Raw genomic sequence first — 23726 nt, forward strand, 5'->3', positions numbered from 1 at the left:
CGGCAGCCCGCCCCCGGCGGCCTGTCGGAGACCCGTTCTTGCTTTCACGCCTGTTGCTGCTGGCACTGCTGCTCCTTGGCGGTTGCGCCAGTGCGCCACCGCCCACACCGTCGCACACCCTCCCCGCGCAAGGGACTGCGCTGGACAGTCTCGTCCGCGAGCGCGCCGTCGCGCACCCGGGGCAATCCGGCTTCTACCTGCTGGCCTCCAGCATCGATGCCTTCCTCGCCCGTGCCGAGCTGATCCGCAAGGCCCAGCGCAGCCTCGACATCCAGTACTACATCGTCCACGACGGCCTCACCACCCGCGCGCTGATCCGCGAACTGCTGCACGCCGCCGACCGTGGCGTACGCGTGCGGGTGCTGATCGATGACACCAGCAGCGATGGCTGGGACTACGAACTGGGCACCCTCGCCGCCCACCCGAACATCCAGATCCGCCTGTTCAATCCGCTGCACCTGGGCCGCAGCACCGGCTTCACCCGCAACATGGGGCGCCTGCTCAACCTCTCCGAGCAGCACCGGCGCATGCACAACAAGCTGTGGCTGGCGGACGACAGCGTGGCCATCGTCGGCGGCCGCAACCTCGGTGATGAGTATTTCGACGCCAAGGCCGAGATGAACTTCAGCGACCTCGACCTGCTGGGCGTCGGGCCGGTCGCGCAGTCCCTCGGGTTGAGCTTCGACCAGTACTGGAACAGTGCCCTGAGCCGACCCATCGACGACTACCTGTGGGACAAGCCGAACACGGTCGAACTGGACCGTATGCGGCGCCGGCTCGACCGCTACCTGGAGCGCGCAAAGGTCAAACGCTCGGGCTATGTCGCGCGGCTCAACCGCAACAGTAACCGGCCGCACCTGGACAACTGGCTGGACGACCTGGTGTGGGCGCCGGCCCATGCCATCTGGGACGACCCGCTGAAAGTGCTGAACCAGGACGAGCCCAGGCCCGGACAGATGCTGAGCACCCAGCTCGCGCCGCTGTTTGACGGGGTCTCCCACGAGCTGATCCTGGTCTCGGCGTACTTCGTGCCCACCAGCGCCGGGCTGGACTACCTGACCCAACGGGCCGACCAGGGTGTCAGTGTGCGTCTGCTGACCAATTCGCTGGAAGCCACCGACGTGCCCGCCGTACACGCCGGCTACGCGCCGTACCGCATGGCCCTGCTGGAGCACGGGGTGAAGCTCTACGAGCTGCGCGCCGAACCGGACCAGCACATCGACGGTGCCCCCTGGATGGTACGCGGCTCCAGCAGCGCCAGCCTGCACAGCAAGGCGGCGGTGTTCGACCGCCAGCGGGTGTTCGTCGGCTCGCTGAATTTCGACCCGCGCTCGGTGCTGTGGAACACCGAGGTCGGGGTCATCGTCGACAGCCCCGAGCTGGCCGAGCAGGTGCGCAGCCTGGCGCTGGCCGGCATGTCACCGAACGTCAGCTACCAGGTGAAGATCGACCACAGCGGTCCCAATCCCCGGCTCGCCTGGGTCAACGAGCGCGACGGTCAGCGTCATATGCGGCACCACGAGCCGGGTAGCCTGTGGCGCCGCTTCAACGCCTGGCTCGCTGGCGCCATCGGGTTGGAGAAGATGCTCTAGGAGCGCTCCTGCGGCAGCTCGGCGTCGGTGTCCTGCATCGCCGGCGGCAGGCCCCGGTAGGAGACCAGCACGACGAAGCCCGCCGCGCCCAGCGCCATTACCATCGGCAGCGCGTGGCCGCTGATCCACTGGCTCGCGGCGCCCGTGGCCAGTGGGCCGATCAGGCAGCCGATCCCCCAGAGCTGGGCGATGTGGGCATTGGCACGAACCAGGGCATCGTCCCGGTAGCGCTCGCCGATGAGGATCAGCGACAGGGTGAACAGTCCACCCGCGCTGGCGCCGAACAGCACCAGCACCGGCCAGATCGCCGGACCGTCGAGCAGCAGCGGAATGCCCAGGCTGCTTGCCAGCAGCACCGAGCCGCAACCCTTGAACAGCGTCTGCCGGGAGATGCGGTCGGCCAGCCAGCCGATCGGCAACTGCAGCAGCGCATCGCCGATGACTACCGTGCTGACCATTGCCAGCGCCACCGCCTGGGTGAAGCCCTGCTGCACGCCGTAGACCGGCAGCAGGGTGAGGATCATCGCCTCGAAGCCGGCGAACAGCACCACTGCCCAGGCGATCGCCGGCAGCTGGGCGCAGAAGTCGAACAGCCCGCGCCCGGACGCGCTGTCCGGATCGACCTTGGGCGCGCCACCACGGCCAAGCAGGAGCAGCGAGCCGATGACCAGCAGGCCCACGCTGAACCAGAAACCACGGTCGTCGGCGGTGCCGATGAAGGTCAGCAGCACCGGGCCGGACAACTGGCTCAGCGCATAGCCGGTGCCATACAGGGCGACCAGGCGGCCGCGCCATTTCTCGATGGCCAGTTGGTTGATCCAACTTTCACCGAGGATGAACACCACGGTCAGCTGCACGCCGATCAGCAGGCGCAACAGCAACCACACCGGGTAACTCTGCAGCAGCGCCAGCAGGCCGACCGAGAAGGCCCCCGAGATCAGGCACAACCGCATCAGACGTGGCGTTCCTACGCGCGCCGCGAGCCGGCCGGCCAGCATCGCGCCCAGCAGCACGCCCGCCGCGGGCGTCGCCGCCATCACGCCGATGGCGAAGCTGCCGTACCCCCAGGACTCGAGGCGTAGCGACACCAGCGGCATGGTCAGGCCGAGGGCCAGGCCGATGCTGATGACCGACAGGCAGACGGCAGAATAAGCACCCCAACGCATTGTCTTTCTCCTGTTCCATCCGGAGCGCACGCCGGGCCTGCGAAGTTGCCCGATGCGCAATGCACAACGGCCGGGTTTCCCAAAGGGAAACCCGGCCGCAGGTTTGGCTCTTGTCAGAGCGACCCCCGAAGGGGCCGACCTGGCCAGGCCTGGATCGATAAGGTCGTTACGCAGGGGGCAAGCCCCTGCGAACCGTCCTTACAGCTTGATCCAGGTGGCCTTAAGCTCAGTGTACTTGTCGAACGCGTGCAGCGACTTGTCGCGGCCGTTACCGGACTGCTTGAAGCCACCGAACGGAGCGGTCATGTCGCCACCGTCGTACTGGTTCACCCACACGCTGCCGGCGCGCAGCGCCTTGGCGGTCAGGTGGGCCTTGGACAGGTCGCTGGTCCACACCGCAGCGGCCAGGCCGTACGGGGTGTCGTTGGCGATGCGTACGGCTTCCTCGGCATCGGTGAACTCGATGACCGACAGCACTGGGCCGAAGATCTCTTCACGGGCGATGCGCATGGCGTTGGTCACGCCGTCGAAGATGGTCGGCTCGACGTAGGTGCCACCGGTCTCTTCCAGGGTGCGCTTGCCGCCGGCCACCAGCTTGGCGCCGTCGTCGTGGCCAGCCTGGATGTAGCTCAGCACGTTGTTCATCTGGGTGGTGTCGACCAGCGCACCGACGTTGGTTTCCGGGTCCAGCGGGTTGCCCGGCTTCCAGGCCTTGATGGCTTCGACCACCAGCGGCACGAACTCGGCCTTGATCGACTTCTCCACCAGCAGGCGCGAACCGGCGGTGCAGACTTCGCCCTGGTTGAAGGCGATGGCGCCTGCAGCGGCTTCGGCAGCGGCTTTCAGGTCCGGCGCGTCAGCGAAGACGATGTTCGGGCTCTTGCCGCCGGCTTCCAGCCAGACGCGCTTCATGTTGGATTCGCCGGCGTAGATCATCAGTTGCTTGGCAATCTTGGTCGAACCGGTGAATACCAGGGTGTCGACGTCCATGTGCAGGGCCAGGGCCTTGCCCACGGTGTGACCGAAGCCCGGCAGGACGTTGAACACGCCTTTCGGGATACCGGCCTCGATGGCCAGTTGGGCGATGCGGATGCCGGTCAGCGGGGACTTCTCGGAGGGCTTGAGGATCACCGAGTTACCGGTGGTCAGCGCCGGGCCGAGCTTCCAGCAGGTCATCAGCAGGGGGAAGTTCCACGGCACGATGGCGGCAACGACGCCGACCGGCTCGCGGGTGACCAGGCCCAGTTCGTTGTGGGGAGTGGCGGCGACTTCGTCGTAGATCTTGTCGATCGCTTCACCGCTCCAGCGCAGGCTGTTGGCGGCGCTGGTCACGTCGATGCTCAGCGAGTCGCTGATCGGCTTACCCATGTCCAGGGTTTCCAGCAGGGCCAGCTCGTGGGCGTTCTCCAGCAGCAGTTCGGAGAAGCGGATCATCACTTTCTTGCGCTGGGCCGGGGCCAGGCGCGACCACACGCCGGACTCGAAGGTGGCACGGGCGACCTGCACGGCACGCTCGGCATCGGCGAGGTCGCAGCTGGCGACCTTGGCCAGGAAGCGGCCATCCACGGGGCTGATGCAATCGAAGGTGGCGCCGGATACGGCGTCGACGTATTCACCGTTGACGAAGGCGCGGCCTTCGACCTTCAGATCCTTGGCGCGAGCTTCCCAATCGGCGCGAGTGAGGGTACCCATGACAACGTGTCCTCTTATTAATGTACTTATCTAAGGTCCAGGCGCCCGGTGCGGGCGCGCTGTCAAATATTCCGCAAGGTGGAGCAAATGCATGCTGTCCGCCACCCTAAACTGGAGGCCGGCAATTTTCAATATTTTTTACACTAGACGGCAAAACAGCCTTGTCACGTTCGTTTTATTAAACATAGACTCCCCTCTGATCGGTGCCTGAAGCTCCCGCAGAGCCGGCGCCGGACGAAATATCCAACGGCGCCCAGCGTGCAGGCGCCCTCTCTCGCCAACAACAGACAAGAATCGAGACCGTCATGAAAGTCGATCAGATCGTCGATTTCGCCCAGGCCACCACCGCTCCGGAACACTACCGCCCCGCCCCGGAACGCATCATCAAGGGTGACCCGGCGCAGAATGTGCGCAACCACTACGCCAGCCCCTGCGGCCAGTTCAACGTCGGTATCTGGGAAGGCGAGCCGGGCCACTGGAATGTCAGCTACACCGAGCACGAATACTGCGAGATCCTCCAGGGCGTGTCGGTGATCCGCGACGCCGACGGCGGCGCCAAGACCGTGCGCGTGGGCGATCGATTCGTGATCCCGGCCGGCTTCAGTGGCACCTGGGAGGTGCTGGAGCCCTGCCGCAAGGTCTATGTGATCTTCGAGCAGAAGGCCTGATCGGCCCGATGTGAAAAAGCCCGCCAATCGGCGGGCTTTTTGTTTCCGCAGCTGCGCGGGGCAAACGGCGGGCAAGAAAAAACCCGCCACGAGGGGCGGGTTTCTTCACAAGGGCGAAGATCAATTACTTGATCTTGGCTTCCTTGTAGATCACGTGCTTGCGAACAACCGGATCGTATTTCTTGATCTCGATTTTCTCAGGCTTGGTACGCTTGTTCTTGTCGGTGGTGTAGAAGTGGCCGGTACCGGCGCTGGACACCAAACGGATCAGTTCGCGCATGACTGCAGCTCCTTAGAATTTTTCGCCGCGGGTGCGCAGGTCGTTCAGAACGGCCTCGATACCACGCTTGTCGATGATACGCATGCCTTTGGCGGAAACGCGCAGACGCACGAAGCGCTTCTCGGATTCAACCCAGAAACGGTGGTGCTGCAGGTTCGGCAGGAAACGGCGACGGGTTTTGTTGTGTGCGTGGGAAATGTTGTTCCCGGTAACCGGACCCTTACCGGTCACTTGGCAAACTCTCGACATGGCTCAGCCCTCTGTAAACCACATGCCAAACCCGGCATGGGTTGGCTGCTTAACTCAATTGGATTCTCAGTTTCACCGGGGTCTTAACTGCCGCTTCGCCGCGATCGGGTCGCAGGATCAGAGCAGGGCCCCAGAAAAGAGCGCAGCTTTATATCAGAAAGTCACTTCCAGCTGCAAGGGAAAGCATGACTCGAAAAACCCGACGCCAGCCCCCGCGGGCCGCGGCACCAATGCCGTTCGTCGCCTGTCATCGTTGTGACAGCCGGCGGCTTGGTCTAGGGTAGCTCCTTCGAGGCTGCCAACAGCCTTGCATGACCCGCCCAGCCTCGCGGATGGGCATCTTGCCAGCTCACACGGAGTTCGTCATGCGTCTCGCCCTTCTCGCCCTCCTTCTTTCCCCTGCCCTCGCCAGCGCCGCCTCGCTGAGCGTGTGCACCGAAGCCAGCCCCGAAGGCTTCGACGTGGTCCAGTACAACTCGCTGACCACCACCAACGCCTCGGCCGATGTGCTGATGAACCGCCTGGTGGACTTCGACGCCAGCCGTGGCGAACTGGTCCCGAGCCTCGCCGAGCGCTGGACGGTCTCTGCCGACGGCCTGACCTACGACTTCCAGCTGCGCGATACGGTGAAGTTCCACCACACCGACTACTTCAAGCCCAGCCGCGCACTCGACGCCGACGACGTGGTGTTCAGCTTCCAGCGCATGCTCGACCCCGCGCAGCCCTGGCACAAGGTGGCGCAGAGCGGCTTCCCCCACGCCCAGTCGATGCAGCTGCCAAGCCTGGTCAAAGCCGTGGAGAAGGTCGACGCCCACCATGTGCGCTTCACCCTGAACCACCCGGACGCCACCTTCCTGCCGATGCTGAGCATGGGCTTCGCCTCTATTTACTCCGCCGAGTACGCCGACCAGCTGATGAAGGCCGGCACCCCGGAGAAGCTCAACGCCCAGCCGATCGGCACCGGCCCCTTCGTCTTCAAGCGCTTCCAGAAGGACGCCGTGGTGCGCTACGCCGCCAACGCCGAGTACTTCGGCGGCAAGCCGGCTGTGGAGAACCTGGTGTTCGCCATCACCCCGGACGCCGCCGTGCGCATCCAGAAGCTCAAGCAGGGCGAATGCCAGATCGCCCTGTCGCCCAAGCCGGTGGACGTGGAAGCCGCCGCGAAGAATGCCGACCTTAGGATCGAGCAGACCCCGGCCTTCATGACCGCTTTCGTCGGCATCAACAGCCAGCACGCACCGCTGGACAACCCCAAGGTGCGCCAGGCGATCAACCTCGCCTTCGACAAGCGCAGCTACCTGCAGGCGGTCTTCGCCGGCAGCGCGACCGAAGCCGACGGCGTCTACCCGCCGAACACCTGGAGCTATGCCAAAGACATCCCCGGCTATCCGCACGACCTGGACAAGGCCCGCGCGCTGCTGGCCGAGGCCGGGCTGAAGGACGGCTTCAAGACCACCATCTGGACCCGCCCGTCCGGCAGCCTGCTCAACCCCAACCCCAGCACCGGTGCGCAGCTGCTGCAGTCGGACCTGGCCAAGGTCGGCATCCAGGCGGAAATCCGCGTGATCGAATGGGGCGAGCTGATCCGCCGCGCCAAGGCCGGCGAGCATGACCTGCTGTTCATGGGCTGGGCCGGCGACAACGGCGACCCGGACAACTTCCTCACCCCGCAATTCTCCTGCGCCAGCGTCAAGTCCGGGCTCAACTTCGCCCGCTACTGCGACGAGAAGCTCGACGGCCTGATCAGCCAGGGCAAGGCGGTAGCCGACCAGGCCAAACGCAGCGAGCTGTACCACCAGGCGCAGCAGATCATTCACGACCAGGCGCTGTGGCTGCCGCTGGCCCACCCGACGGCTTCGGCGATCACCCGCAAGGACGTGAAGGGCTATGTGGTGAGCCCGTTCGGCCGCCAGGACTATTCCAAAATCACCTTCTGACCCCAGACCGGGTACGACGGCTACAGCCAGCCGTACTCGGCCATCGACAGCGGCTCGCCATCGCCGACGATGAAGTGGTCGAGCACGCGCACGTCGATCAGCGCCAGCGCATCGATGATGCGCCGGGTCAGCAGGCGGTCGGACTGGCTCGGCTCGGCGATCCCCGAGGGATGGTTGTGGGTGAGGATCAGCGCCGCGGCATTGTGCGCCAGCGCGCGCTTCACGATCTGCCGAGGATAGACGCTGGCGCTGTCGATGGAGCCGTGGAACAGCACCTCGAAGCTCAGCACCCGGTGTCGGTTGTCCATGAACAGGCAGGCGAACACCTCGTGGGGCTCGTGGCGCAGCCGCGCCTTGAGGAAATCGCGCACCGCCTGCGGGCTTTCCAGCGCTGAGTCGCGGCTCAGCTGCTCGGCGAGGTGGCGCCGGGCGATCTCCAGTACCGCCTGCAGTTGCACGTACTTGGCGACGCCCAGCCCCAGGTGGCTGCAGAAGGAATCCAGATCGGCTTCCAGTAACGCACGCAGGCTGCCGAACTCGCCCAGCAGCCGTCGCGCCAGATCGACGGCACTGCAACCGACCACGCCGGTACGCAGGAAGATGGCCAACAGTTCGGCGTCGCTCAGGCTCGCCGCCCCTCGTTCGAGGAGTTTCTCCCGCGGGCGCTCCGCCGCGGGCCAATCACGAATACTCACAGGACCTCCCAGTCACGCCAGCCCGCTGTTCCCCTGCGGGCGCTGTGATATCTTACCCTCCTCGCTTCGCGCAGCCGGGGGCCTGGGGAGGCGTTGCCGGCTTCAGCGCGCGTCATCCATTTCCGTAAATCAAGGCTGACCTATGCAGCGGCTCTATCGTAAACGCATCGTCCTGGGCGTCGGCGGCGGTATCGCAGCCTACAAGAGCGCCGAACTGGTTCGCCGCCTGCGCGACCAGGGTGCCGAGGTGCGTGTCGTGATGACCCAGGGCGGCCGCGAGTTCATCACCCCGCTCACTCTTCAGGCGCTGTCCGGCCATCCGGTGCACCTGGACCTGCTCGACCCCGCCGCCGAAGCGGCCATGGGCCACATCGAGCTGGCCCGCTGGGCCGACCTGGTGCTAATCGCCCCGGCCACCGCCGACCTGATGGCACGCCTGGCCCAAGGCATCGCCAACGACCTGCTGACCACCCTGGTGCTCGCCACCGATGCGCAGATCGCCCTCGCCCCGGCCATGAACCAGGCCATGTGGCGCGACCCGGCCACCCAGGTCAACGCCGAACTGCTGCGCTCGCGCGGCCTGCACCTGTTCGGCCCCGCCGCCGGCAGCCAGGCCTGCGGCGATGTCGGCCCCGGCCGCATGCTGGAAGCCGAGGAGCTGGCGCAACTGGCCGCAGACTGCTTCGAATTCAAGGACCTGACCGGCCAGCACGTGCTGATCACCGCCGGGCCCACCCAGGAAAATATCGACCCGGTGCGCTACATCACCAACCACAGCTCCGGCAAGATGGGCTTCGCCCTGGCCGAAGCCGCGGCCGAGGCCGGCGCGCGCGTCACCCTGGTGACCGGCCCGGTGCACCTGCCGACCCCGGACCGGGTCAACCGCGTCGACGTGGTCAGCGCCCGCGACATGCTCGCCGCCTGCGAAGCCGCGATGCCAGCGGATATCCTGATCGCCGCCGCTGCCGTGGCCGACTACCGCCCGGAAGTGGTCGCCTCGCAGAAGCTCAAGAAAGACCCCACCAAGGGCGACGGACTGCTGTTGCAGCTGGTGCGCAACCCGGACATCCTCGCCACCCTCGCGCAGCGCAGCGACCGCCCCTTCAGCGTCGGCTTCGCCGCCGAGACCGAGAACCTGCTCGAGTACGCCTCGCGCAAGCTCAAGGACAAGAATCTCGACCTGATCGTGGCCAATGACGTGGCGAACCCGTCGATCGGCTTCAACAGTGAAGAGAACGCCATCACGGTCATCGACCGCGAGCTGCACGAAACTGCGTTCGCCCAGACCAGCAAGGGCAAGATCGCCCGCCAGCTGATCGCCTTCATCGCTGACCGCACCAGACAACACTGAGAACTTAATGCACTCTCTGCAAGCCAAGATCCTCGACTCCCGCCTGGGCAGTGAATTCCCGCTGCCGCAGTACGCCACCCCGGGTTCCGCCGGCCTCGACCTGCGCGCCATGCTCAAGGAGGACCTGCTCCTCGAACCGGGCCAGACCGTGCTGATCCCCACTGGCCTGTCGATCTATGTCGCCGACCCGGGTCTTGCCGCGCTGATCCTGCCGCGCTCGGGCCTGGGCCATAAGCACGGCATCGTGCTGGGCAACCTGGTCGGCCTGATCGACTCGGATTACCAGGGCGAGCTGATGGTGTCCTGCTGGAACCGTGGCCAGACCGCATTCAACATCGCAGTCGGCGAACGCATCGCCCAGCTGGTGCTGGTGCCGGTGGTCCAGGCGCATTTCGAGCTGGTCGAGACCTTCGACGAAACCCAGCGCGGCGCCGGTGGTTTCGGACATTCGGGCAGCCACTGATCGCTCACTTCAGGATGAATCGCCGAGGAGACGTTGCATGAAACTTTTCCAACGCACCGCCAAGGACGCAGGTGACCTGTCGGAGCTCGTTCCGGCAGGCAAGGCCAGCAAGCGCGTGCCTTCCGCCACGAAGATCGACCTGAAGCCCCTGGTGCCCGCGATTGCCGTGGCCGCTGCCGGTGTCGCCGCCGCAGGCGCCCTGCTCTGGCTGAGCCTGTTCGGCAGCGCCGAGCAGGTCCACCGCGAGCAATTGGCCAGCGCCTGGTCGGAAAACCAGGCCGGCGCCCTGCGCCAGTCACTCAATCAGCTGTCCGCCGACAATCGCACCATCGCTGGCGATCCGGAACTGCTGCCGACCCTGCAGAGCAACGACCCCGGCCGTATCGCCGCCCTGGAGAAAGCCCTCGCACAGTGGCACCTGGACGGCCTGGTGGATGTGCACCTGAACGCCAATGGCCAGGCCATGCAGGATGCGCAGCGTCCCGGCCCGCTCAACTACGCGGCGCTGGATATGCTGCACCGTGTCGAAAGTGGCCAGGTCGTCGCACCGGAGGCGTACAAGGTCGGCCAGCGCTGGCTGGTGTACAGCGCCACCGCACTGCGCGCCGCGGACAACTCGATCCAGGGCAGCCTGCTGCTGGTGGTCGATCTCAAGCGTCTGCTCAATGGCCTGCCGACGATGCCCGCCGATGTCGGGCAACTGCAGCTCGCCCAGCAGTTCGGCACCTCACCCGCCCAGGTGCTGCTGCAATCTGGCCAGGCGACCAACGCCACGGCGCAGCCGCTCAATAGCGGTAACCCGAACTGGAAGCTCAGCTTTACTGCAGGCCCGGCCCTGGTTGCCCCGCTGTATTCCCCCACTCTGCTGGGCCTGGCCGCCCTGCTGGCCCTGGCCGGCTCGCTGCTCGGCGCCTACCTCGCGCAGAGCGGCCTGCAGCGCCGCGTCAACAAGGACGCCCAGACGCTCGGCCAGTTCGCTCAGGAACTCGCCGGCGGGCGCATTGCCAAAGCTCCTGAGCTGAGCCTGCCGAGCTTGCAGGCAGTGGCTCAGGCGCTGGCCCGCCAACCACGCCGCAAGGCCGAAACCCCCGGTGCCAGCAGCCCCGACGCTCCCGCCCAATCGGCCCCCGTGGCCGCCGAGGGACGCGCCCGGGCTGCCACCGAGACGCCATTGGTCGATCCGTTGTTCCAGAACAGCGACACTCTGGATATCGACATTCTTGATGAAGACCAGGACCTCCTGGGATTGGAGCAAACCCCCGCTATGAGCACGCCTAAAGCCCCGCAACTGCCCGCCAGCATCTTCCGCGCCTACGATATTCGCGGCGTGGTCGGCGACACCCTGACCGTCGAGACCGCCTACTGGGTGGGTCGCGCCATCGGTTCCGAGAGCCTGGCGCGCGGCGAACCGAACGTCAGCGTCGGCCGTGATGGCCGCCTGTCCGGCCCAGAGCTGGTGCAGCACCTGATCCAGGGCCTGCTCGATTGCGGTTGCAACGTCACCGACATCGGCATGGTACCGACCCCGGTGCTGTACTACGCGGCCAACGTCCTGGAAGGCAAGTCGGGCGTGATGCTCACCGGCAGCCACAACCCGCCGGACTACAACGGCTTCAAGATCGTCGTCGCCGGCGAGACCCTGGCCAACGAACAGATCCAGGCCCTGCGCGAGCGCATCGAGAAGAACGACCTGGCCTCCGGCGTGGGCAGCGTGCAACAGATCGACATCCTGCCGCGCTACTTCCAGCAGATCCGCGACGACATCGCCGTGGCCAAACCGCTGAAAGTGGTGGTGGATTGCGGTAACGGCGTGGCCGGCGTGATCGCCCCGCAGCTGATCGAAGCCCTGGGTTGCACCGTCATCCCGCTGTACTGCGACGTCGACGGCACCTTCCCCAACCACCACCCGGACCCGGGCAAGCCGGAGAACCTGGAAGACCTGATCGCCAAGGTCAAGGAAACCGGCGCCGACATCGGCCTGGCCTTCGACGGCGACGGCGACCGCGTGGGCGTGGTGACCAACGAAGGCACCATCATCTACCCCGACCGCCTGCTGATGCTGTTCGCCAAGGACGTGGTTTCGCGTAACCCTGGCGCCGACATCATCTTCGACGTGAAATGCACCCGTCGCCTGATCTCCCTGATCAGCGGCTACGGCGGTCGTCCGGTGATGTGGAAGACCGGTCACTCGCTGATCAAGAAGAAGATGAAGGAAACCGGCGCCCTGCTCGCTGGCGAGATGAGCGGCCACATCTTCTTCAAGGAGCGCTGGTTCGGCTTCGACGACGGCATCTACAGCGCCGCGCGCCTGCTGGAAATCATCAGCCAGGACAAGCGCAATGCCGAGCTGGTGTTCGCCGCGTTCCCGATGGACATTTCCACCCCGGAAATCAACATCACCGTCACCGACGAGGGCAAGTTCGCCCTGATCGAGGCGCTGCAGGCCCGCGGACAGTGGGGTGAAGCCAACCTCACCACCCTCGACGGCGTGCGTGTGGATTACCCCAAAGGCTGGGGCCTGGTTCGCGCCTCCAACACCACTCCGGTGCTGGTGCTGCGATTCGAGGCGGACACCCAGGAAGAACTGGAACGCATCAAGGACGTGTTCCGCACCCAGCTGAAAGCGGTCGACCCCGCCCTCAGCCTGCCCTTCTGACCTTCAAGTAGCACTATGCCGGAGCCCACCATGACCCAGAGCCGCGATGACGCCGCCCAGGTTGCCCGCGTCCTTGCCGAAGCCCTGCCCTATATCCGCCGGTTCGTCGGCAAGACGCTGGTGATCAAGTACGGCGGCAACGCCATGGAAACGGACGAGCTGAAGAACAGCTTCGCCCGCGACGTGGTGCTGATGAAGGCCGTCGGCATCAACCCGGTCGTGGTTCATGGTGGCGGCCCGCAGATCGGCGACCTGCTCAAGCGCCTGTCGATCGAGAGCCACTTCATCGATGGCATGCGCGTCACCGACGCCCAGACCATGGACGTGGTGGAAATGGTCCTCGGCGGCCAGGTGAACAAGGACATCGTCAACCTGATCAACCGTCATGGCGGCAGCGCCATCGGCCTGACCGGCAAGGACGCCGAGCTGATCCGCGCGAAGAAGCTCACCGTCACCCGCCAGACCCCGGAGATGACCACTCCGGAGATCATCGACATCGGCCACGTGGGCGAAGTCACCGGGGTCAACGTCGACCTGCTCAACATGCTGGTGCAGGGCGACTTCATCCCGGTGATCGCGCCGATCGGCGTGGGTGCCAACGGCGAGTCCTACAACATCAACGCCGACCTCGTGGCCGGCAAGGTGGCCGAGGCGCTGAAGGCCGAGAAGCTGATGCTGCTCACCAACATCGCCGGCCTGATGGACAAGCAGGGCCAGGTCCTCACCGGCCTGACCACCGAGCAGGTCAATGAGCTGATCGCCGACGGCACCATCTACGGCGGCATGCTGCCGAAGATCCGTTGCGCCCTGGAGGCTGTCCAGGGCGGGGTGACCAGTGCGCACATCATCGATGGTCGCGTGCCCAACGCCGTGCTGCTGGAGATCTTCACCGACAGCGGCGTCGGCACCCTGATCACCAACCGCAAGCACCACTGATCAAGACACCCGCCAGGAGCAATCCTCGCGGGTGTATTTCCAAGGCCTGTTCAAGATCTCGCAGAAGACCAATCCGAACAGGCTCTCAAGGAGTTCCGCATGGCCGCGTCTCCCGTCGCCCGCAACGATTTCAGTTTCTTCCACGGCCTGCGCGTGCGCTGGTCGGAGGTCGATCCGCAAGGGATCGTCTTCAACGGCAATTACCTCACCTACACCGATGTCGCCACGACCGAGTATTACCGCCATCTGGGCGTGAGCTACCCGGCCGACCTGCTGCGCGGTGGCGGCGATCTGTTCGCGGTGAAAACCACCCTGGAGTACCTGGCGCCAGCGCACTTCGACGACTGGCTGGAGATGGGCGTGCGGGTGAGTCGCCTGGGTCGCAGCAGCCTGACGTTCCAGGTGGGTATCTGGTGCGACGAGCAATTGCTCACGCTGGGGGAGCTGATCTACGCCTATGCCGGCGAGGACCGCACCAGCCAGCCCCTTCCGGACTGGCTGCGCGGGAAGATCAACGAATTCGAACGGCGTACGCCGGAGCAGTGAACCACAAGGCTCAGTGGGAAGCGCCGAGCAATTGCGCCAGGCGCGCACGATCGGCCGCGAAGCTCGCAGCGGCCTGCTGACGCAGTTGCGCAAAGCGGTCGATGTCCTGGTCCAGGCGCTTCTCCTGATCGCGCAGGTCGGACAGCTGAGCCTCGAGATCGGCCGAGACCTGGCGACCCGCACGCTCCTGGTCGGCGGCCCGCGACTGTAAGGTGGCCTGCTGTGACTTGAGCGCCTGCAGGTTGCCCTTCGATACGCTGGCCATGGCGTCCAGTTCCGCCAGCTTGCGGTCACGCGCGAGCTCCACGTCACTCACGCTGGTGTACAGGCGCAACAACTGCGCGTCGGAGCTGGCGCGCGCGGCATCGGCCTTGTGCTGCTCGATCTCGGCGGCCGTTGGCGCCGGCGGCACCACGCGAATCACCCGCCCTTGCTCGTTGAGCACTTCGTAGCCTTTGCCGATGTACTCCGGCGGCACGCCCTGGCGGTCGATGACGACCCCGCCCTTGCTGTCGACGTAGCGGTACATCTCGACCGAGCCGGCGGCAGGATTACCTGGTTTTCCGGCAGCCAGCGCCTGGCCCGCAAGCATGGCCCCCAGAAGCCCCATCAATACCCTGTAGCGCAAAGCGTTCTGCTCGGCCATGCCCGACACCTTGTTGCGGTTAGATTCCGTACTGCGCGCGATACGCCTCGACGGCGCTCAGGTGCTGTTTCAGCTGTGCATCACCGGCAAGATATTCCAGTACTTGCTCCAGCGACACAATGCTGACGACCGGAATCGAAAAATCGCGCTCGACCTCCTGGATTGCCGACAGCTCGCCCTTGCCGCGTTCCTGGCGGTTCAGCGCGATCAGTACGCCAGCCGCCTGGGCGCCCTGTGCGTCGATGATCTGCATGACTTCGCGGATGGCGGTGCCGGCGGTGATCACGTCATCGATGATCAGCGCACGACCGGTCAGCGGAGCGCCGACCAGGGTGCCGCCCTCGCCATGATCCTTGGCTTCCTTGCGGTTGAAGCACCAAGGCAGGTCGCGGCCGTGTTGTTCGGCCAGCGCAATGGCGGTGGCGGCCGCCAGCGGAATGCCTTTGTAGGCGGGGCCAAACAGCACATCGAAGGAGATGCCGCTGTCGACCACCGCGCTGGCGTAGAAACGCCCCAACTGGGCCAGCGCCACACCCGTGTTGAACAGGCCGGCGTTGAAGAAATAGGGACTGGTGCGCCCGGACTTGAGGGTGAATTCGCCGAAGCGCAGTACGCCGCGCTCGATAGCGAAGCGGATGAAATCGCGTTGATATGCCTGCATAGGAGAGAACCAGCCGGTATGAATTTAGCTAAACCGTTTGAGCTCGGGTATCATACACACACGTGATTTTGGGGGCCATTTATGCGGATCATCAGTGTGAACGTGAATGGTATTCAGGCTGCAGCCGAGCGTGGATTGCTCAGTTGGCTGCAAGCCCAGAATGCCGACGTGATCTGCTTGCAGGATACCCGCGCCTCCGCTTTCGATCTGGATGACCCATCCTACCAACTGGATGGCTACTTCCTGTACGCCTGCGATGCCGAAGTGCCCAGTCAGGGTGGCGTCGCAATCTATAGCCGTCTGCAACCCAAGGCCGTCATAAGCGGGCTGGGTTTCGAGATGGCCGATCGTTACGGGCGCTACCTGCAAGCCGATTTCGATAAGGTGAGTATTGCCACTCTCCTGCTGCCTACCGGGCAGGAAGGGGACGAGAACCTGAACCACAAGTTCAAGTTCATGGACGATTTCGCCCAGTACCTGAACAAGCAGCGCCGCAAGCGCCGCGAATACATCTATTGCGGTTCGCTCTACGTCGCGCACCAGAAGCTGGATGTGAAGAACTGGCGCGAATGCCAGCAGATGCCCGGCTTCATGGCGCCGGAGCGTGGCTGGATGGATGAAGTGTTCGGCACCATGGGGTATGTCGACGCGCTGCGCGAGGTCAATCGCGAAGGCGACCAGTACAGCTGGTGGCCGGACAGCGAACAGGCTGATCTGCTCAATCTGGGCTGGCGTTTCGACTATCAGATCCTCACGCCGGGTCTACGCCGCTTCGTGCGCAGCGCCAAGCTGCCGCGCCAGCCGCGCTTCTCCCAGCATGCGCCGCTGATCGTGGACTACGACTGGGCACTGAGCATCTGACGCCCATCTCGTACCCTGCATTTGCTGCAGCCAGAAAAAAGCCGGCTTCGAGCCGGCTTTTTCATGTCCGCAGGACGGTCACTTGATCGGTCGCCAGGTGAAGGGATAGCGGTATTCCACCCCTTCATTGGCCTTGATCCCGGCAATGATGGTCAGCACCAGCGCACCGATGCTCACCAGGCCCAGCAGGAAGAAGCCGATCACCACCAGCATCAGCAGGCAGCTGATCACAATCGCCAGGCTCACGGTGATCTGGAAGTTCATCGCCTCCTTGCCCTGCCGGTCGACGAACGGGTCCGACTCGCGCTTGATCTGCCAGACGATCAGCGGCCCGATCAGGTTGCCAAAGGGGAAGACGAAGCACAGGAATGCGGCGAAATGGCAGAACATCGCCCATTGCCGGGCTTCGCGGCCCGGTTCGCTGTGTTGCATCGGCAGTTCGTCGCTCATCCTCTCCTCCTTGCACTTGAAGATCGGGCCGGCGCCGCTCATCTGCTCAGTCGGCCAGTGCGGCGCGCTGCAGTTCGAACAGTTCGCGCAGGCCCTGCTGCGCCAGCTCCAGCATGGCATTCAGCTCGGCCGGCTGGAAGGGTACGCCCTCGGCGGTGCCCTGGACTTCGATGAAGCCGCCGGCATCGGTCATGACCACGTTCAGGTCGGTCTCGGCGGCGGAGTCTTCCAGGTAGTCCAGGTCCAGCACCGGCTCGCCCTGGTACATGCCCACGGAAACCGCGGCAACCATCTGCTTGAGCGGGTTGCCCTTGAGCGCACCGCGCTTCTTCAGCACGGCCAGCGCGTCGATCAGCGCCACGGTGGCGCCGGTGATCGAGGCGGTGCGGGTGCCACCGTCGGCCTGGATCACATCGCAGTCGATGTACAGGGTGTTCTCGCCCAGCTTGGTCAGGTCCAGCGCGGCGCGCAGGGAACGGCCGATCAGGCGCTGGATTTCCAGGGTGCGGCCACCCTGCTTGCCGCGCGCGGCTTCACGCTGGTTTCGCTCACCGGTGGAGCGCGGCAGCATGCCGTACTCGGCGGTCAGCCAGCCCTGGCCCTGGCCCTTGAGGAAGCGCGGTACACCGGATTCGGCGCTGACGGTGCAGATCACCTTGGTATCGCCGAACTCGACCAGCACGGAGCCCTCGGCATGCTTGGTGTAATGGCGGGTGATACGGATCGGGCGCAGTTGGTCGGCGGCGCGGCCACTGGGACGGTTCATGCAGGCATCCTGTACAGAGTTGCTGGCGGGGGAATGACCGCCATTATAGAGGCCAGCGGACGGACGCAACCACCGCCGGAGTGCGGCTGCGCGCCGCGCTGGGGTACAATTGCCGGTTTCCGACGACCTGTCGGCCCATTTTCTTCGGACTGCGAGCGCCAGATTTCCAGTCACGAACAGCCAGCGAGGTAACCCCATGGTGCACAGCATGACCGCCTTCGCCCGCGTCGAGCGGGCCGGTACCCATGGGACCCTCAGCTGGGAGCTGCGCTCGGTCAACCACCGCTACCTCGAACCCAACCTGCGCCTGCCCGAGGCCTTCCGCGACCTCGAAGGCACGGTGCGCGAAGCCCTGCGCCAGGGCCTGTCGCGCGGCAAGGTCGAATGCACCCTGCGTTTCATCGAGGAAAACGCCAGCAAGACGCTGCAGGTGGACCGCGAACGCGCTGCACAACTGGTCGCCGCCGCCGAGACCGTGGCCGGCCTGATCCAGCAGCCCGCTCCGCTCGACCCGCTGGCCGTGCTGGCCTGGCCGGGCGTACTGGTAGCCGACGTCGCCGATCCGCAGGCACTCAATGCCGCCGCCATCGCCGCGTTCAACCAGGCCCTCGACGACCTCAAGGCCGGCCGCGCCCGTGAAGGCGCCGAGCTTTCGAAGATCATCGACGAACGCCTGGCTTCGATGCTGGAAGAAGTGACCAACCTGCGCCAGCGGGTGCCGGAAATGCTGGCCAACCAGCGGCAGAAGATCCTCGACCGCTTCACCGAGATGAAGGCCGAGCTCGACCCGCAGCGCCTGGAGCAGGAAATGGTCCTGCTGGCGCAGAAGAGCGACGTCGCCGAAGAACTCGACCGCCTCACCACCCACGTCACCGAAGTACGCCGCGTGCTCAAGGCCGGCGGCGCAGCCGGTCGCCGCCTGGACTTCCTGATGCAGGAACTCAACCGGGAGGCCAACACGCTAGGCTCGAAGGCATTCGACCCGCGCTCCACCCAGGCCGCGGTCAATCTCAAGGTCCTGATCGAGCAGATGCGCGAACAGGTCCAGAATATCGAGTAGACCGGGCACCTCCCGGCTACCAAACCGTCAACCGCAACTCCAGGAAAGCGCCATGTCCGGCACTCTGTACATCGTTTCCGCCCCGTCCGGCGCCGGCAAGACCAGCCTGGTCAAGGCACTGCTCGACGCCATGCCCGCCGTGCGCGTCTCCGTCTCCCACACCACCCGCGGCATGCGTCCGGGCGAAGTGGACGGGGTGAACTACCACTTCGTCGGCCACGACACCTTCAGGGCCATGCTCGAGCGCAACGAGTTCCTCGAACACGCGCAGGTCTTCGATAACCTCTACGGCACCTCCCAGCGCTGGGTGGAGAAGACCCTGAAGGAAGGTTTCGACCTGATCCTCGAGATCGACTGGCAGGGCGCGCAGCAGGTCCGCCGGCTGATGCCCCAGGCGCAGTCGATCTTCATCCTGCCGCCAAGCCAGGAAGCCCTGCGCCAGCGCCTGACCAACCGTGGCCAGGACACCGACGAGGTGATCGAGCGGCGCATGCAGGAAGCCGTCAGCGAGATGAGCCACTATGTCGAGTACGATCACCTGGTGATCAACGATGATTTCGCCCATGCGCTGGAAGACCTCAAGGCGATCTTCCGCGCCCGCCAGCTGCGCCAGGACGCCCAGCAACAGCGGCACACCGAACTCTTGCAACAATTGCTGGCCTGAATGGGAAGCTCGAAGGCTCTTCCATAAAGATTGGCGATTTTTTAGACTATTCAGTCCGCCCGGTATTTTCCGGGCATCCATTTTCGTAACGAGGAACACCATGGCCCGCGTCACCGTTGAAGACTGCCTGGACAACGTCGATAACCGTTTCGAGCTGGTCATGCTCGCCACCAAGCGCGCTCGCCAGCTGGCCACAGGCGGCAAAGAGCCGAAGGTAGCCTGGGAAAACGACAAGCCCACCGTCGTCGCTCTGCGCGAAATCGCCTCGGGCCTGGTGGACGCTGAAATCGTTCAGCAGGAGGACGTGGTTGAAGAAGAGCCGCTGTTCGCTGCATTTGAAGACGAGGCCAACAACGAGGCCCTGTAAGTCGATGTCGGGCCGACGAAAAGGCGCGCCGCGACACGCTGCTCGGCAGGGGGTGATCTCATGCCGGGCATAGATGCATTCGCCGACCGACTGTCGAGTTACCTAGGTCCGGACCAGGTCAACCTGGTTCGCCGCGCCTACTACTACGCCGAGCAGGCCCATGACGGGCAGCGCCGCCGCAGCGGCGAAGCCTACGTCACCCATCCGCTCGCCGTCGCCAACATCCTCGCCGACATGCACATGGACCATCAGAGCCTGATGGCGGCCATGCTGCACGACGTGATCGAGGACACCGGCATCGCCAAGGAAGCGCTCACCGCGCAGTTCGGCGAGACCGTCTCGGAACTCGTGGACGGGGTCAGCAAGCTGACCCAGATGAACTTCGAGTCCAAGGCCGAGGCGCAGGCCGAGAACTTCCAGAAGATGGCCATGGCCATGGCACGCGACATCCGCGTGATCCTGGTCAAGCTGGCCGACCGCCTGCACAACATGCGCACCCTGGAAGTGCTGTCGGGCGAGAAGCGCCGCCGCATCGCCAAGGAAACCCTGGAAATCTACGCGCCCATCGCCAACCGGCTGGGCATGCACAGCATGCGCGTGGAATTCGAGGACCTGGGCTTCAAGGCCATGCACCCGATGCGCTCCGAGCGCATCCGCCAGGCAGTGAAGAAGGCCCGTGGCAACCGCCGCGAAATCGTCGGCAAGATCCAGGAGTCGCTGGTCAACTGCCTCGCCCGCGAAGGCATGGAAGGCCAGGTCCTAGGCCGCGAGAAGCACCTGTTCAGCATCTACAAGAAGATGCGCGGCAAGCGCAAGGCGTTCAACGAGATCATGGACGTCTACGCCTTCCGCATCATCGTCGACAAGGTCGACACCTGCTACCGCGTGCTGGGCGCCGTACACAACCTGTACAAGCCGTTCCCCGGCCGCTTCAAGGATTACATCGCGATTCCCAAGGCCAACGGCTACCAGTCGTTGCACACCACGCTGTTCGGCATGCACGGCGTGCCCATCGAAATCCAGATCCGCACCCGCGAGATGGAAGAGATGGCCAACCACGGGATCGCCGCGCACTGGCTCTACAAGTCCAGCGAGGACGAGTCGCCCAAGGGCACCCATGCCCGCGCCCGCCAGTGGGTGAAGGGCATCCTCGAACTGCAGCAGCGCGCCGGCAACTCGCTGGAGTTCATCGAGAACGTGAAGATCGACCTGTTCCCGGACGAGGTCTACGTCTTCACGCCCAAGGGCCGCATCATGGAGCTGCCCAAGGGTTCCACAGCGGTCGACTTCGCCTACGCGGTGCACACCGACGTCGGCAACAGCTGCATCGCCTGCCGCATCAACCGCCGCCTGGCGCCGCTGTCCGAACCGCTGCAGAGCGGTGCGACGGTGGAGATCGTCACCGCGCCGGGCACCCGGCCGAACCCGGCCTGGCTCAACTTCGTGGTCACCGGCAAGGCACGCACGCACATCCGCCATGCGCTGAAACTGCAGCGCCGTTCCGAGTCGATCAGCCTCGGCGAGCGCCTGCTGAACAAGACCCTGGCCGGCTTCGACAGCCACCTGGAGAAGATCCCGCAGGAACGCATCCAGGGCGTGCTCAACGAGTACCGCATGGAAGTCTTCGAGGACCTGCTGGAAGAGATCGGCCTGGGCAACCGCATGGCCTACGTGGTCGCGCGCCGCCTGCTGTCCAGCGATGGCGAGAGCGCCGCGCCGAGCAGCGAAGGTCCGCTGGCGATCCGTGGTACCGAGGGTCTGGTGCTCAGCTACGCCAAGTGCTGTACGCCGATCCCGGGCGACCCGATCGTCGGCCACCTGTCCGCCGGCAAGGGCATGGTGGTGCACCTGGAAAGCTGCAAGAACATCAGTGAGATTCGTCACAACCCGGAAAAATGCATCCAGCTCAGCTGGGCCAAGGATGTCACCGGGGAATTCAACGTCGAACTGCGCGTCGAACTGGAGCACCAGCGCGGTCTGATCGCCCTGCTCGCCACCAGCGTCAACGCCGCCGACGGCAATATCGAGAAGATCAGCATGGACGAACGCGATGGTCGCATCAGCGTGGTCCAGCTGGTCGTCAGCGTGCACGACCGCGTGCACCTGGCCCGCGTCATCAAGAAGCTGCGCGCGCTCAAGGGCGTGATCCGCATCACCCGCATGCGCAGCTGATCCCACCCTAAGGAGTCGACATGACCAAGACCGTTATCCACACCGACAAAGCCCCGGCCGCCATCGGCACCTACTCCCAGGCGATCAAGGCTGGCAACACCGTGTATGTCTCCGGTCAGATCCCGCTGAACCCGCAGACCATGGAACTGGTCGAGGGCTTCGAAGAGCAGACCGTCCAGGTCTTCGAGAACCTGAAAGCCGTGATCGAAGCTTCCGGCGGCTACCTGCACGACGTTGCCAAGCTGAACATCTTCCTCACCGACCTGTCGCACTTCGCCAAGGTCAACGAGATCATGGGCAAGTACTTCACCCAGCCCTACCCGGCCCGCGCCGCCATCGGCGTTGCCGCGCTGCCGAAAGGCGCCCAGGTCGAGATGGACGCCATCGTCGTCCTGGAATAAGCCGTACCTCCCGAACGGGGCCTTCAAGGCCCCGTTCTCTTGTCTGCGAGGAGCAAACATGCGTCGCGCCCTGATCCTGAGCGCCCTGATCGGCCTGCTCACCGGCTGCGCCGGCACCCCGTCCGACCCTTCCGGTGTCTGGGTCAACCAGGCCGCCATCGACGCCGCCGGCAAGGGCGGCAAGCTGCGCGAGGCGCTGCTGGCCTACGGCCCGAACCTGGAATGGAAGCTGGACACCAAGACCAGCCAGGCCACCTTCAGCAACGGCTTCGAGCTGGGTGAAGGCAAGCTGACCACCGAAGATCCCAAGCACTACCGCGTCGACTTCTACGGCAGCAACCAGGAGAGCCTGGAGCTGGACGGCAAGGAGCTGGTGCAGGTAGGCAGCGACAACTGGCCCGAGCAGCGCTTCGTCCGTCCGAAGCAGCAGCCCGCCACCCAGAGCCCGGCTGGCAGCACCTTCCAGAACGCCCTGTACGACGCCTACCTCAAGGGCACCTGGGTGATCGAGGAAGGCCAGGGCAAAGGCAGCAAGGTGAAGTTCCTGCCCAACGGCGGCCTCGAAGGCATGCCTGGCGCCGACCGCTACGCGCTGTGCCTGGCCGGCGACTGCGCAGCCATGAGCGGCGACAACGACAGCATCTGGCTGCAACAGGGCCAGCAGGGCCGCGAGTACCTGTTCGAGCGCGACGGCGACAAGCTGGAGCTGTTCGAGGCAGTGAACCACGCCCAGTCCGACGAGATGCCGCAATACGCGCCGGGCAGCAAGGTCTGGACCCTGGAGCGCGACTGACCCGTGCGTGCGGGCTGTTTCAATGCAGCCCGCTCCACAGCAGCCAACCGCCGAGCGCCAGCAGCAGGCCGCCGCAGATCCGGTCCAGCGCCGTCACCCGTCGCTTCAGCCAGCCGCGCCAGCGCGGACGATCCAGCAGGCGCACCAGCAGCAGGTCCCACAGCAGCACCACCGCGCCCATCCACAACACGCAGACGCCCAGCGCCCAGCTCGGCAGATGGAACTGGCCGAGCACGCCGAACAGCCCGGTGTAGAAGATCGGCAACTTCGGGTTCAGGCTGCTGGCGAGAAAGCCCTCGCGCACCCCGCGCCAAAAGCCTCCCGCCCTGTGGCTGCCCAACTCCGTGGGAATCTCCAGTTCCCGCCGTGCCAGCAACGCCTGTGCGCCTAGCCAGACGAAATATGCACCGCCCAGCAGCTGCACCATGCGCAGTCCGTGGCTCGCCACATCCGGCAACAGACCCAGAACGAACAGCACCAGCAGCATGCTCGCCAGATTGGCCAGGGCGATGCCCGCCGCGCAGCCATCGGCGTGCCGGCGACCACGTAGCAGCGCAGCGCGAATCAGCAGGAAGAAGTCCGGCCCCGGTGACAGCAAGGCGGCGAAGTGGGTGCTGGCGACCAGCGCGAAGGCAGCGAACATGGCGATCTCCC

General features: G+C 65.1%; 25 protein-coding genes. 15 read left to right on the plus strand and 10 right to left on the minus strand.

What is annotated here, in order from left to right; all coding sequences use genetic code 11:
- Positions 1-38: 38 nt before the first annotated feature.
- The gene (locus GA645_RS27305) at positions 39-1592 is read left to right on the plus strand and encodes a phospholipase D family protein (RefSeq protein WP_152227315.1); all 1554 of its coding nucleotides are present in this window, start codon (positions 39-41) and stop codon (positions 1590-1592) included.
- Here the strand turns inward: GA645_RS27305 and GA645_RS27310 are convergent.
- Together GA645_RS27310 and GA645_RS27315 are read right to left on the minus strand one after the other, a co-directional pair.
- Positions 1589-2758, minus strand: a complete 1170-nt coding sequence (locus GA645_RS27310; protein WP_152227316.1) for an MFS transporter — start codon at positions 2756-2758, stop codon at positions 1589-1591. The two genes, GA645_RS27305 and GA645_RS27310, sit on opposite strands and share 4 nt — an antisense overlap.
- A 198-nt stretch (positions 2759-2956) precedes the next feature.
- Positions 2957-4450, minus strand: coding sequence for an aldehyde dehydrogenase (locus GA645_RS27315; RefSeq protein ID WP_152227318.1), 1494 nt, complete (start codon positions 4448-4450; stop codon positions 2957-2959).
- A 305-nt stretch (positions 4451-4755) separates the two neighbouring features.
- On the opposite strand from GA645_RS27315, the gene GA645_RS27320 reads away from it, so the two are divergent.
- On the plus strand, positions 4756-5118 hold the full coding sequence (locus GA645_RS27320; RefSeq protein ID WP_152227320.1) for a cupin domain-containing protein: 363 nt from the start codon (positions 4756-4758) through the stop codon (positions 5116-5118).
- Positions 5119-5242: 124 nt separating this feature from the next.
- Here the strand turns inward: GA645_RS27320 and rpmG are convergent, their stop codons facing one another.
- On the minus strand, positions 5243-5398 hold the full coding sequence (gene rpmG, locus GA645_RS27325; RefSeq protein ID WP_017520721.1) for a 50S ribosomal protein L33: 156 nt from the start codon (positions 5396-5398) through the stop codon (positions 5243-5245).
- Positions 5399-5410: 12 nt separating this feature from the next.
- A complete protein-coding gene (gene rpmB, locus GA645_RS27330; RefSeq protein ID WP_015479545.1) occupies positions 5411-5647 on the minus strand; it encodes a 50S ribosomal protein L28 in 237 nt (78 codons plus the stop codon).
- Between the two features lie 365 nt (positions 5648-6012).
- Between rpmB and GA645_RS27335 the strand changes: the two genes are divergently transcribed.
- Positions 6013-7584: an ABC transporter substrate-binding protein gene (locus GA645_RS27335; protein ID WP_152227322.1), complete on the plus strand. Its 1572-nt coding sequence runs from the start codon at positions 6013-6015 to the stop codon at positions 7582-7584.
- A 20-nt stretch (positions 7585-7604) separates the two neighbouring features.
- Here the strand turns inward: GA645_RS27335 and radC are convergent, their stop codons facing one another.
- Positions 7605-8279: a DNA repair protein RadC gene (gene radC, locus GA645_RS27340; protein ID WP_152227324.1), complete on the minus strand. Its 675-nt coding sequence runs from the start codon at positions 8277-8279 to the stop codon at positions 7605-7607.
- A gap of 142 nt (positions 8280-8421) precedes the next feature.
- On the opposite strand from radC, the gene coaBC reads away from it, so the two are divergent.
- From coaBC to GA645_RS27365, 5 genes are all read left to right on the plus strand, one after another.
- The gene (coaBC, locus tag GA645_RS27345) at positions 8422-9630 is read left to right on the plus strand and encodes a bifunctional phosphopantothenoylcysteine decarboxylase/phosphopantothenate--cysteine ligase CoaBC (protein WP_152227326.1); all 1209 of its coding nucleotides are present in this window, start codon (positions 8422-8424) and stop codon (positions 9628-9630) included.
- Positions 9631-9637: 7 nt separating this feature from the next.
- Positions 9638-10093, plus strand: coding sequence for a dUTP diphosphatase (gene dut / locus GA645_RS27350; protein WP_152227328.1), 456 nt, complete (start codon positions 9638-9640; stop codon positions 10091-10093).
- A gap of 37 nt (positions 10094-10130) precedes the next feature.
- Positions 10131-12749, plus strand: coding sequence for a phosphomannomutase/phosphoglucomutase (locus tag GA645_RS29350; protein WP_152227330.1), 2619 nt, complete (start codon positions 10131-10133; stop codon positions 12747-12749).
- Positions 12750-12779: 30 nt separating this feature from the next.
- Positions 12780-13685 (plus strand): acetylglutamate kinase, encoded by a 906-nt coding sequence (gene argB / locus GA645_RS27360; RefSeq protein ID WP_152227332.1) that lies wholly within the window; start codon positions 12780-12782, stop codon positions 13683-13685.
- A gap of 99 nt (positions 13686-13784) precedes the next feature.
- A complete protein-coding gene (locus GA645_RS27365; RefSeq protein ID WP_152227334.1) occupies positions 13785-14231 on the plus strand; it encodes a thioesterase family protein in 447 nt (148 codons plus the stop codon).
- A gap of 10 nt (positions 14232-14241) precedes the next feature.
- Here the strand turns inward: GA645_RS27365 and GA645_RS27370 are convergent, their stop codons facing one another.
- Positions 14242-14877 (minus strand): DUF4124 domain-containing protein, encoded by a 636-nt coding sequence (locus GA645_RS27370; RefSeq protein ID WP_152227336.1) that lies wholly within the window; start codon positions 14875-14877, stop codon positions 14242-14244.
- Between the two features lie 19 nt (positions 14878-14896).
- Entirely contained in the window at positions 14897-15538 is a 642-nt protein-coding gene (gene pyrE, locus GA645_RS27375) for an orotate phosphoribosyltransferase (RefSeq protein WP_152227338.1), read from the minus strand.
- Between the two features lie 81 nt (positions 15539-15619).
- On the opposite strand from pyrE, the gene GA645_RS27380 reads away from it, so the two are divergent.
- A complete protein-coding gene (locus tag GA645_RS27380) occupies positions 15620-16399 on the plus strand; it encodes an exodeoxyribonuclease III (RefSeq protein WP_152227340.1) in 780 nt (259 codons plus the stop codon).
- 78 nt (positions 16400-16477) lie between these two features.
- On the opposite strand, the gene GA645_RS27385 is transcribed toward GA645_RS27380, so the two are convergent.
- A complete protein-coding gene (locus GA645_RS27385; RefSeq protein WP_152227342.1) occupies positions 16478-16849 on the minus strand; it encodes a DUF4870 domain-containing protein in 372 nt (123 codons plus the stop codon).
- Between the two features lie 46 nt (positions 16850-16895).
- Positions 16896-17615: a ribonuclease PH gene (gene rph / locus GA645_RS27390; protein WP_152227344.1), complete on the minus strand. Its 720-nt coding sequence runs from the start codon at positions 17613-17615 to the stop codon at positions 16896-16898.
- 196 nt (positions 17616-17811) lie between these two features.
- Here rph and GA645_RS27395 point away from each other — a divergent pair, with 196 nt between their 5' ends.
- From GA645_RS27395 to GA645_RS27420, 6 genes are all read left to right on the plus strand, one after another.
- On the plus strand, positions 17812-18675 hold the full coding sequence (locus tag GA645_RS27395) for a YicC/YloC family endoribonuclease (RefSeq protein WP_152227346.1): 864 nt from the start codon (positions 17812-17814) through the stop codon (positions 18673-18675).
- A 52-nt stretch (positions 18676-18727) separates the two neighbouring features.
- Positions 18728-19339 (plus strand): guanylate kinase, encoded by a 612-nt coding sequence (gmk, locus tag GA645_RS27400; protein ID WP_152227348.1) that lies wholly within the window; start codon positions 18728-18730, stop codon positions 19337-19339.
- A gap of 100 nt (positions 19340-19439) precedes the next feature.
- On the plus strand, positions 19440-19706 hold the full coding sequence (rpoZ, locus tag GA645_RS27405; RefSeq protein ID WP_043256481.1) for a DNA-directed RNA polymerase subunit omega: 267 nt from the start codon (positions 19440-19442) through the stop codon (positions 19704-19706).
- Between the two features lie 60 nt (positions 19707-19766).
- The gene (gene spoT, locus GA645_RS27410; protein ID WP_152227350.1) at positions 19767-21878 is read left to right on the plus strand and encodes a bifunctional GTP diphosphokinase/guanosine-3',5'-bis pyrophosphate 3'-pyrophosphohydrolase; all 2112 of its coding nucleotides are present in this window, start codon (positions 19767-19769) and stop codon (positions 21876-21878) included.
- 20 nt (positions 21879-21898) lie between these two features.
- On the plus strand, positions 21899-22279 hold the full coding sequence (locus GA645_RS27415) for a RidA family protein (protein WP_152227352.1): 381 nt from the start codon (positions 21899-21901) through the stop codon (positions 22277-22279).
- A 58-nt stretch (positions 22280-22337) separates the two neighbouring features.
- On the plus strand, positions 22338-23072 hold the full coding sequence (locus GA645_RS27420) for a hypothetical protein (RefSeq protein WP_152227354.1): 735 nt from the start codon (positions 22338-22340) through the stop codon (positions 23070-23072).
- A 19-nt stretch (positions 23073-23091) separates the two neighbouring features.
- On the opposite strand, the gene GA645_RS27425 is transcribed toward GA645_RS27420, so the two are convergent.
- The gene (locus GA645_RS27425) at positions 23092-23715 is read right to left on the minus strand and encodes a LysE family translocator (protein ID WP_152227357.1); all 624 of its coding nucleotides are present in this window, start codon (positions 23713-23715) and stop codon (positions 23092-23094) included.
- Positions 23716-23726: the final 11 nt, after the last annotated feature.

Source organism: Pseudomonas sp. SCB32 (assembly GCF_009189165.1).
In the GTDB taxonomy this organism is placed as follows: Bacteria; Pseudomonadota; Gammaproteobacteria; order Pseudomonadales; family Pseudomonadaceae; genus Pseudomonas.

Bases quoted from the DNA above. Each gene is read 5' to 3' on its own strand.
- GA645_RS27415 (WP_152227352.1), top strand. From the start codon at position 21,899: ATGACCAAGACCGTTATCCACACCGACAAAGCCCCGGCCGCCATCGGC.
- rph (WP_152227344.1), bottom strand. From the start codon at position 17,615: ATGAACCGTCCCAGTGGCCGCGCCGCCGACCAACTGCGCCCGATCCGT.
- GA645_RS29350 (WP_152227330.1), top strand. From the start codon at position 10,131: ATGAAACTTTTCCAACGCACCGCCAAGGACGCAGGTGACCTGTCGGAG.
- dut (WP_152227328.1), top strand. From the start codon at position 9,638: ATGCACTCTCTGCAAGCCAAGATCCTCGACTCCCGCCTGGGCAGTGAA.
- GA645_RS27380 (WP_152227340.1), top strand. From the start codon at position 15,620: ATGCGGATCATCAGTGTGAACGTGAATGGTATTCAGGCTGCAGCCGAG.
- GA645_RS27310 (WP_152227316.1), bottom strand. From the start codon at position 2,758: ATGCGTTGGGGTGCTTATTCTGCCGTCTGCCTGTCGGTCATCAGCATC.
- GA645_RS27370 (WP_152227336.1), bottom strand. From the start codon at position 14,877: ATGGCCGAGCAGAACGCTTTGCGCTACAGGGTATTGATGGGGCTTCTG.
- GA645_RS27420 (WP_152227354.1), top strand. From the start codon at position 22,338: ATGCGTCGCGCCCTGATCCTGAGCGCCCTGATCGGCCTGCTCACCGGC.
- GA645_RS27385 (WP_152227342.1), bottom strand. From the start codon at position 16,849: ATGAGCGACGAACTGCCGATGCAACACAGCGAACCGGGCCGCGAAGCC.
- argB (WP_152227332.1), top strand. From the start codon at position 12,780: ATGACCCAGAGCCGCGATGACGCCGCCCAGGTTGCCCGCGTCCTTGCC.
- coaBC (WP_152227326.1), top strand. From the start codon at position 8,422: ATGCAGCGGCTCTATCGTAAACGCATCGTCCTGGGCGTCGGCGGCGGT.
- gmk (WP_152227348.1), top strand. From the start codon at position 18,728: ATGTCCGGCACTCTGTACATCGTTTCCGCCCCGTCCGGCGCCGGCAAG.
- GA645_RS27320 (WP_152227320.1), top strand. From the start codon at position 4,756: ATGAAAGTCGATCAGATCGTCGATTTCGCCCAGGCCACCACCGCTCCG.
- rpmG (WP_017520721.1), bottom strand. From the start codon at position 5,398: ATGCGCGAACTGATCCGTTTGGTGTCCAGCGCCGGTACCGGCCACTTC.
- spoT (WP_152227350.1), top strand. From the start codon at position 19,767: ATGCCGGGCATAGATGCATTCGCCGACCGACTGTCGAGTTACCTAGGT.
- GA645_RS27425 (WP_152227357.1), bottom strand. From the start codon at position 23,715: ATGTTCGCTGCCTTCGCGCTGGTCGCCAGCACCCACTTCGCCGCCTTG.
- rpoZ (WP_043256481.1), top strand. From the start codon at position 19,440: ATGGCCCGCGTCACCGTTGAAGACTGCCTGGACAACGTCGATAACCGT.
- GA645_RS27395 (WP_152227346.1), top strand. From the start codon at position 17,812: ATGGTGCACAGCATGACCGCCTTCGCCCGCGTCGAGCGGGCCGGTACC.
- GA645_RS27315 (WP_152227318.1), bottom strand. From the start codon at position 4,450: ATGGGTACCCTCACTCGCGCCGATTGGGAAGCTCGCGCCAAGGATCTG.
- pyrE (WP_152227338.1), bottom strand. From the start codon at position 15,538: ATGCAGGCATATCAACGCGATTTCATCCGCTTCGCTATCGAGCGCGGC.
- GA645_RS27335 (WP_152227322.1), top strand. From the start codon at position 6,013: ATGCGTCTCGCCCTTCTCGCCCTCCTTCTTTCCCCTGCCCTCGCCAGC.
- GA645_RS27365 (WP_152227334.1), top strand. From the start codon at position 13,785: ATGGCCGCGTCTCCCGTCGCCCGCAACGATTTCAGTTTCTTCCACGGC.
- rpmB (WP_015479545.1), bottom strand. From the start codon at position 5,647: ATGTCGAGAGTTTGCCAAGTGACCGGTAAGGGTCCGGTTACCGGGAAC.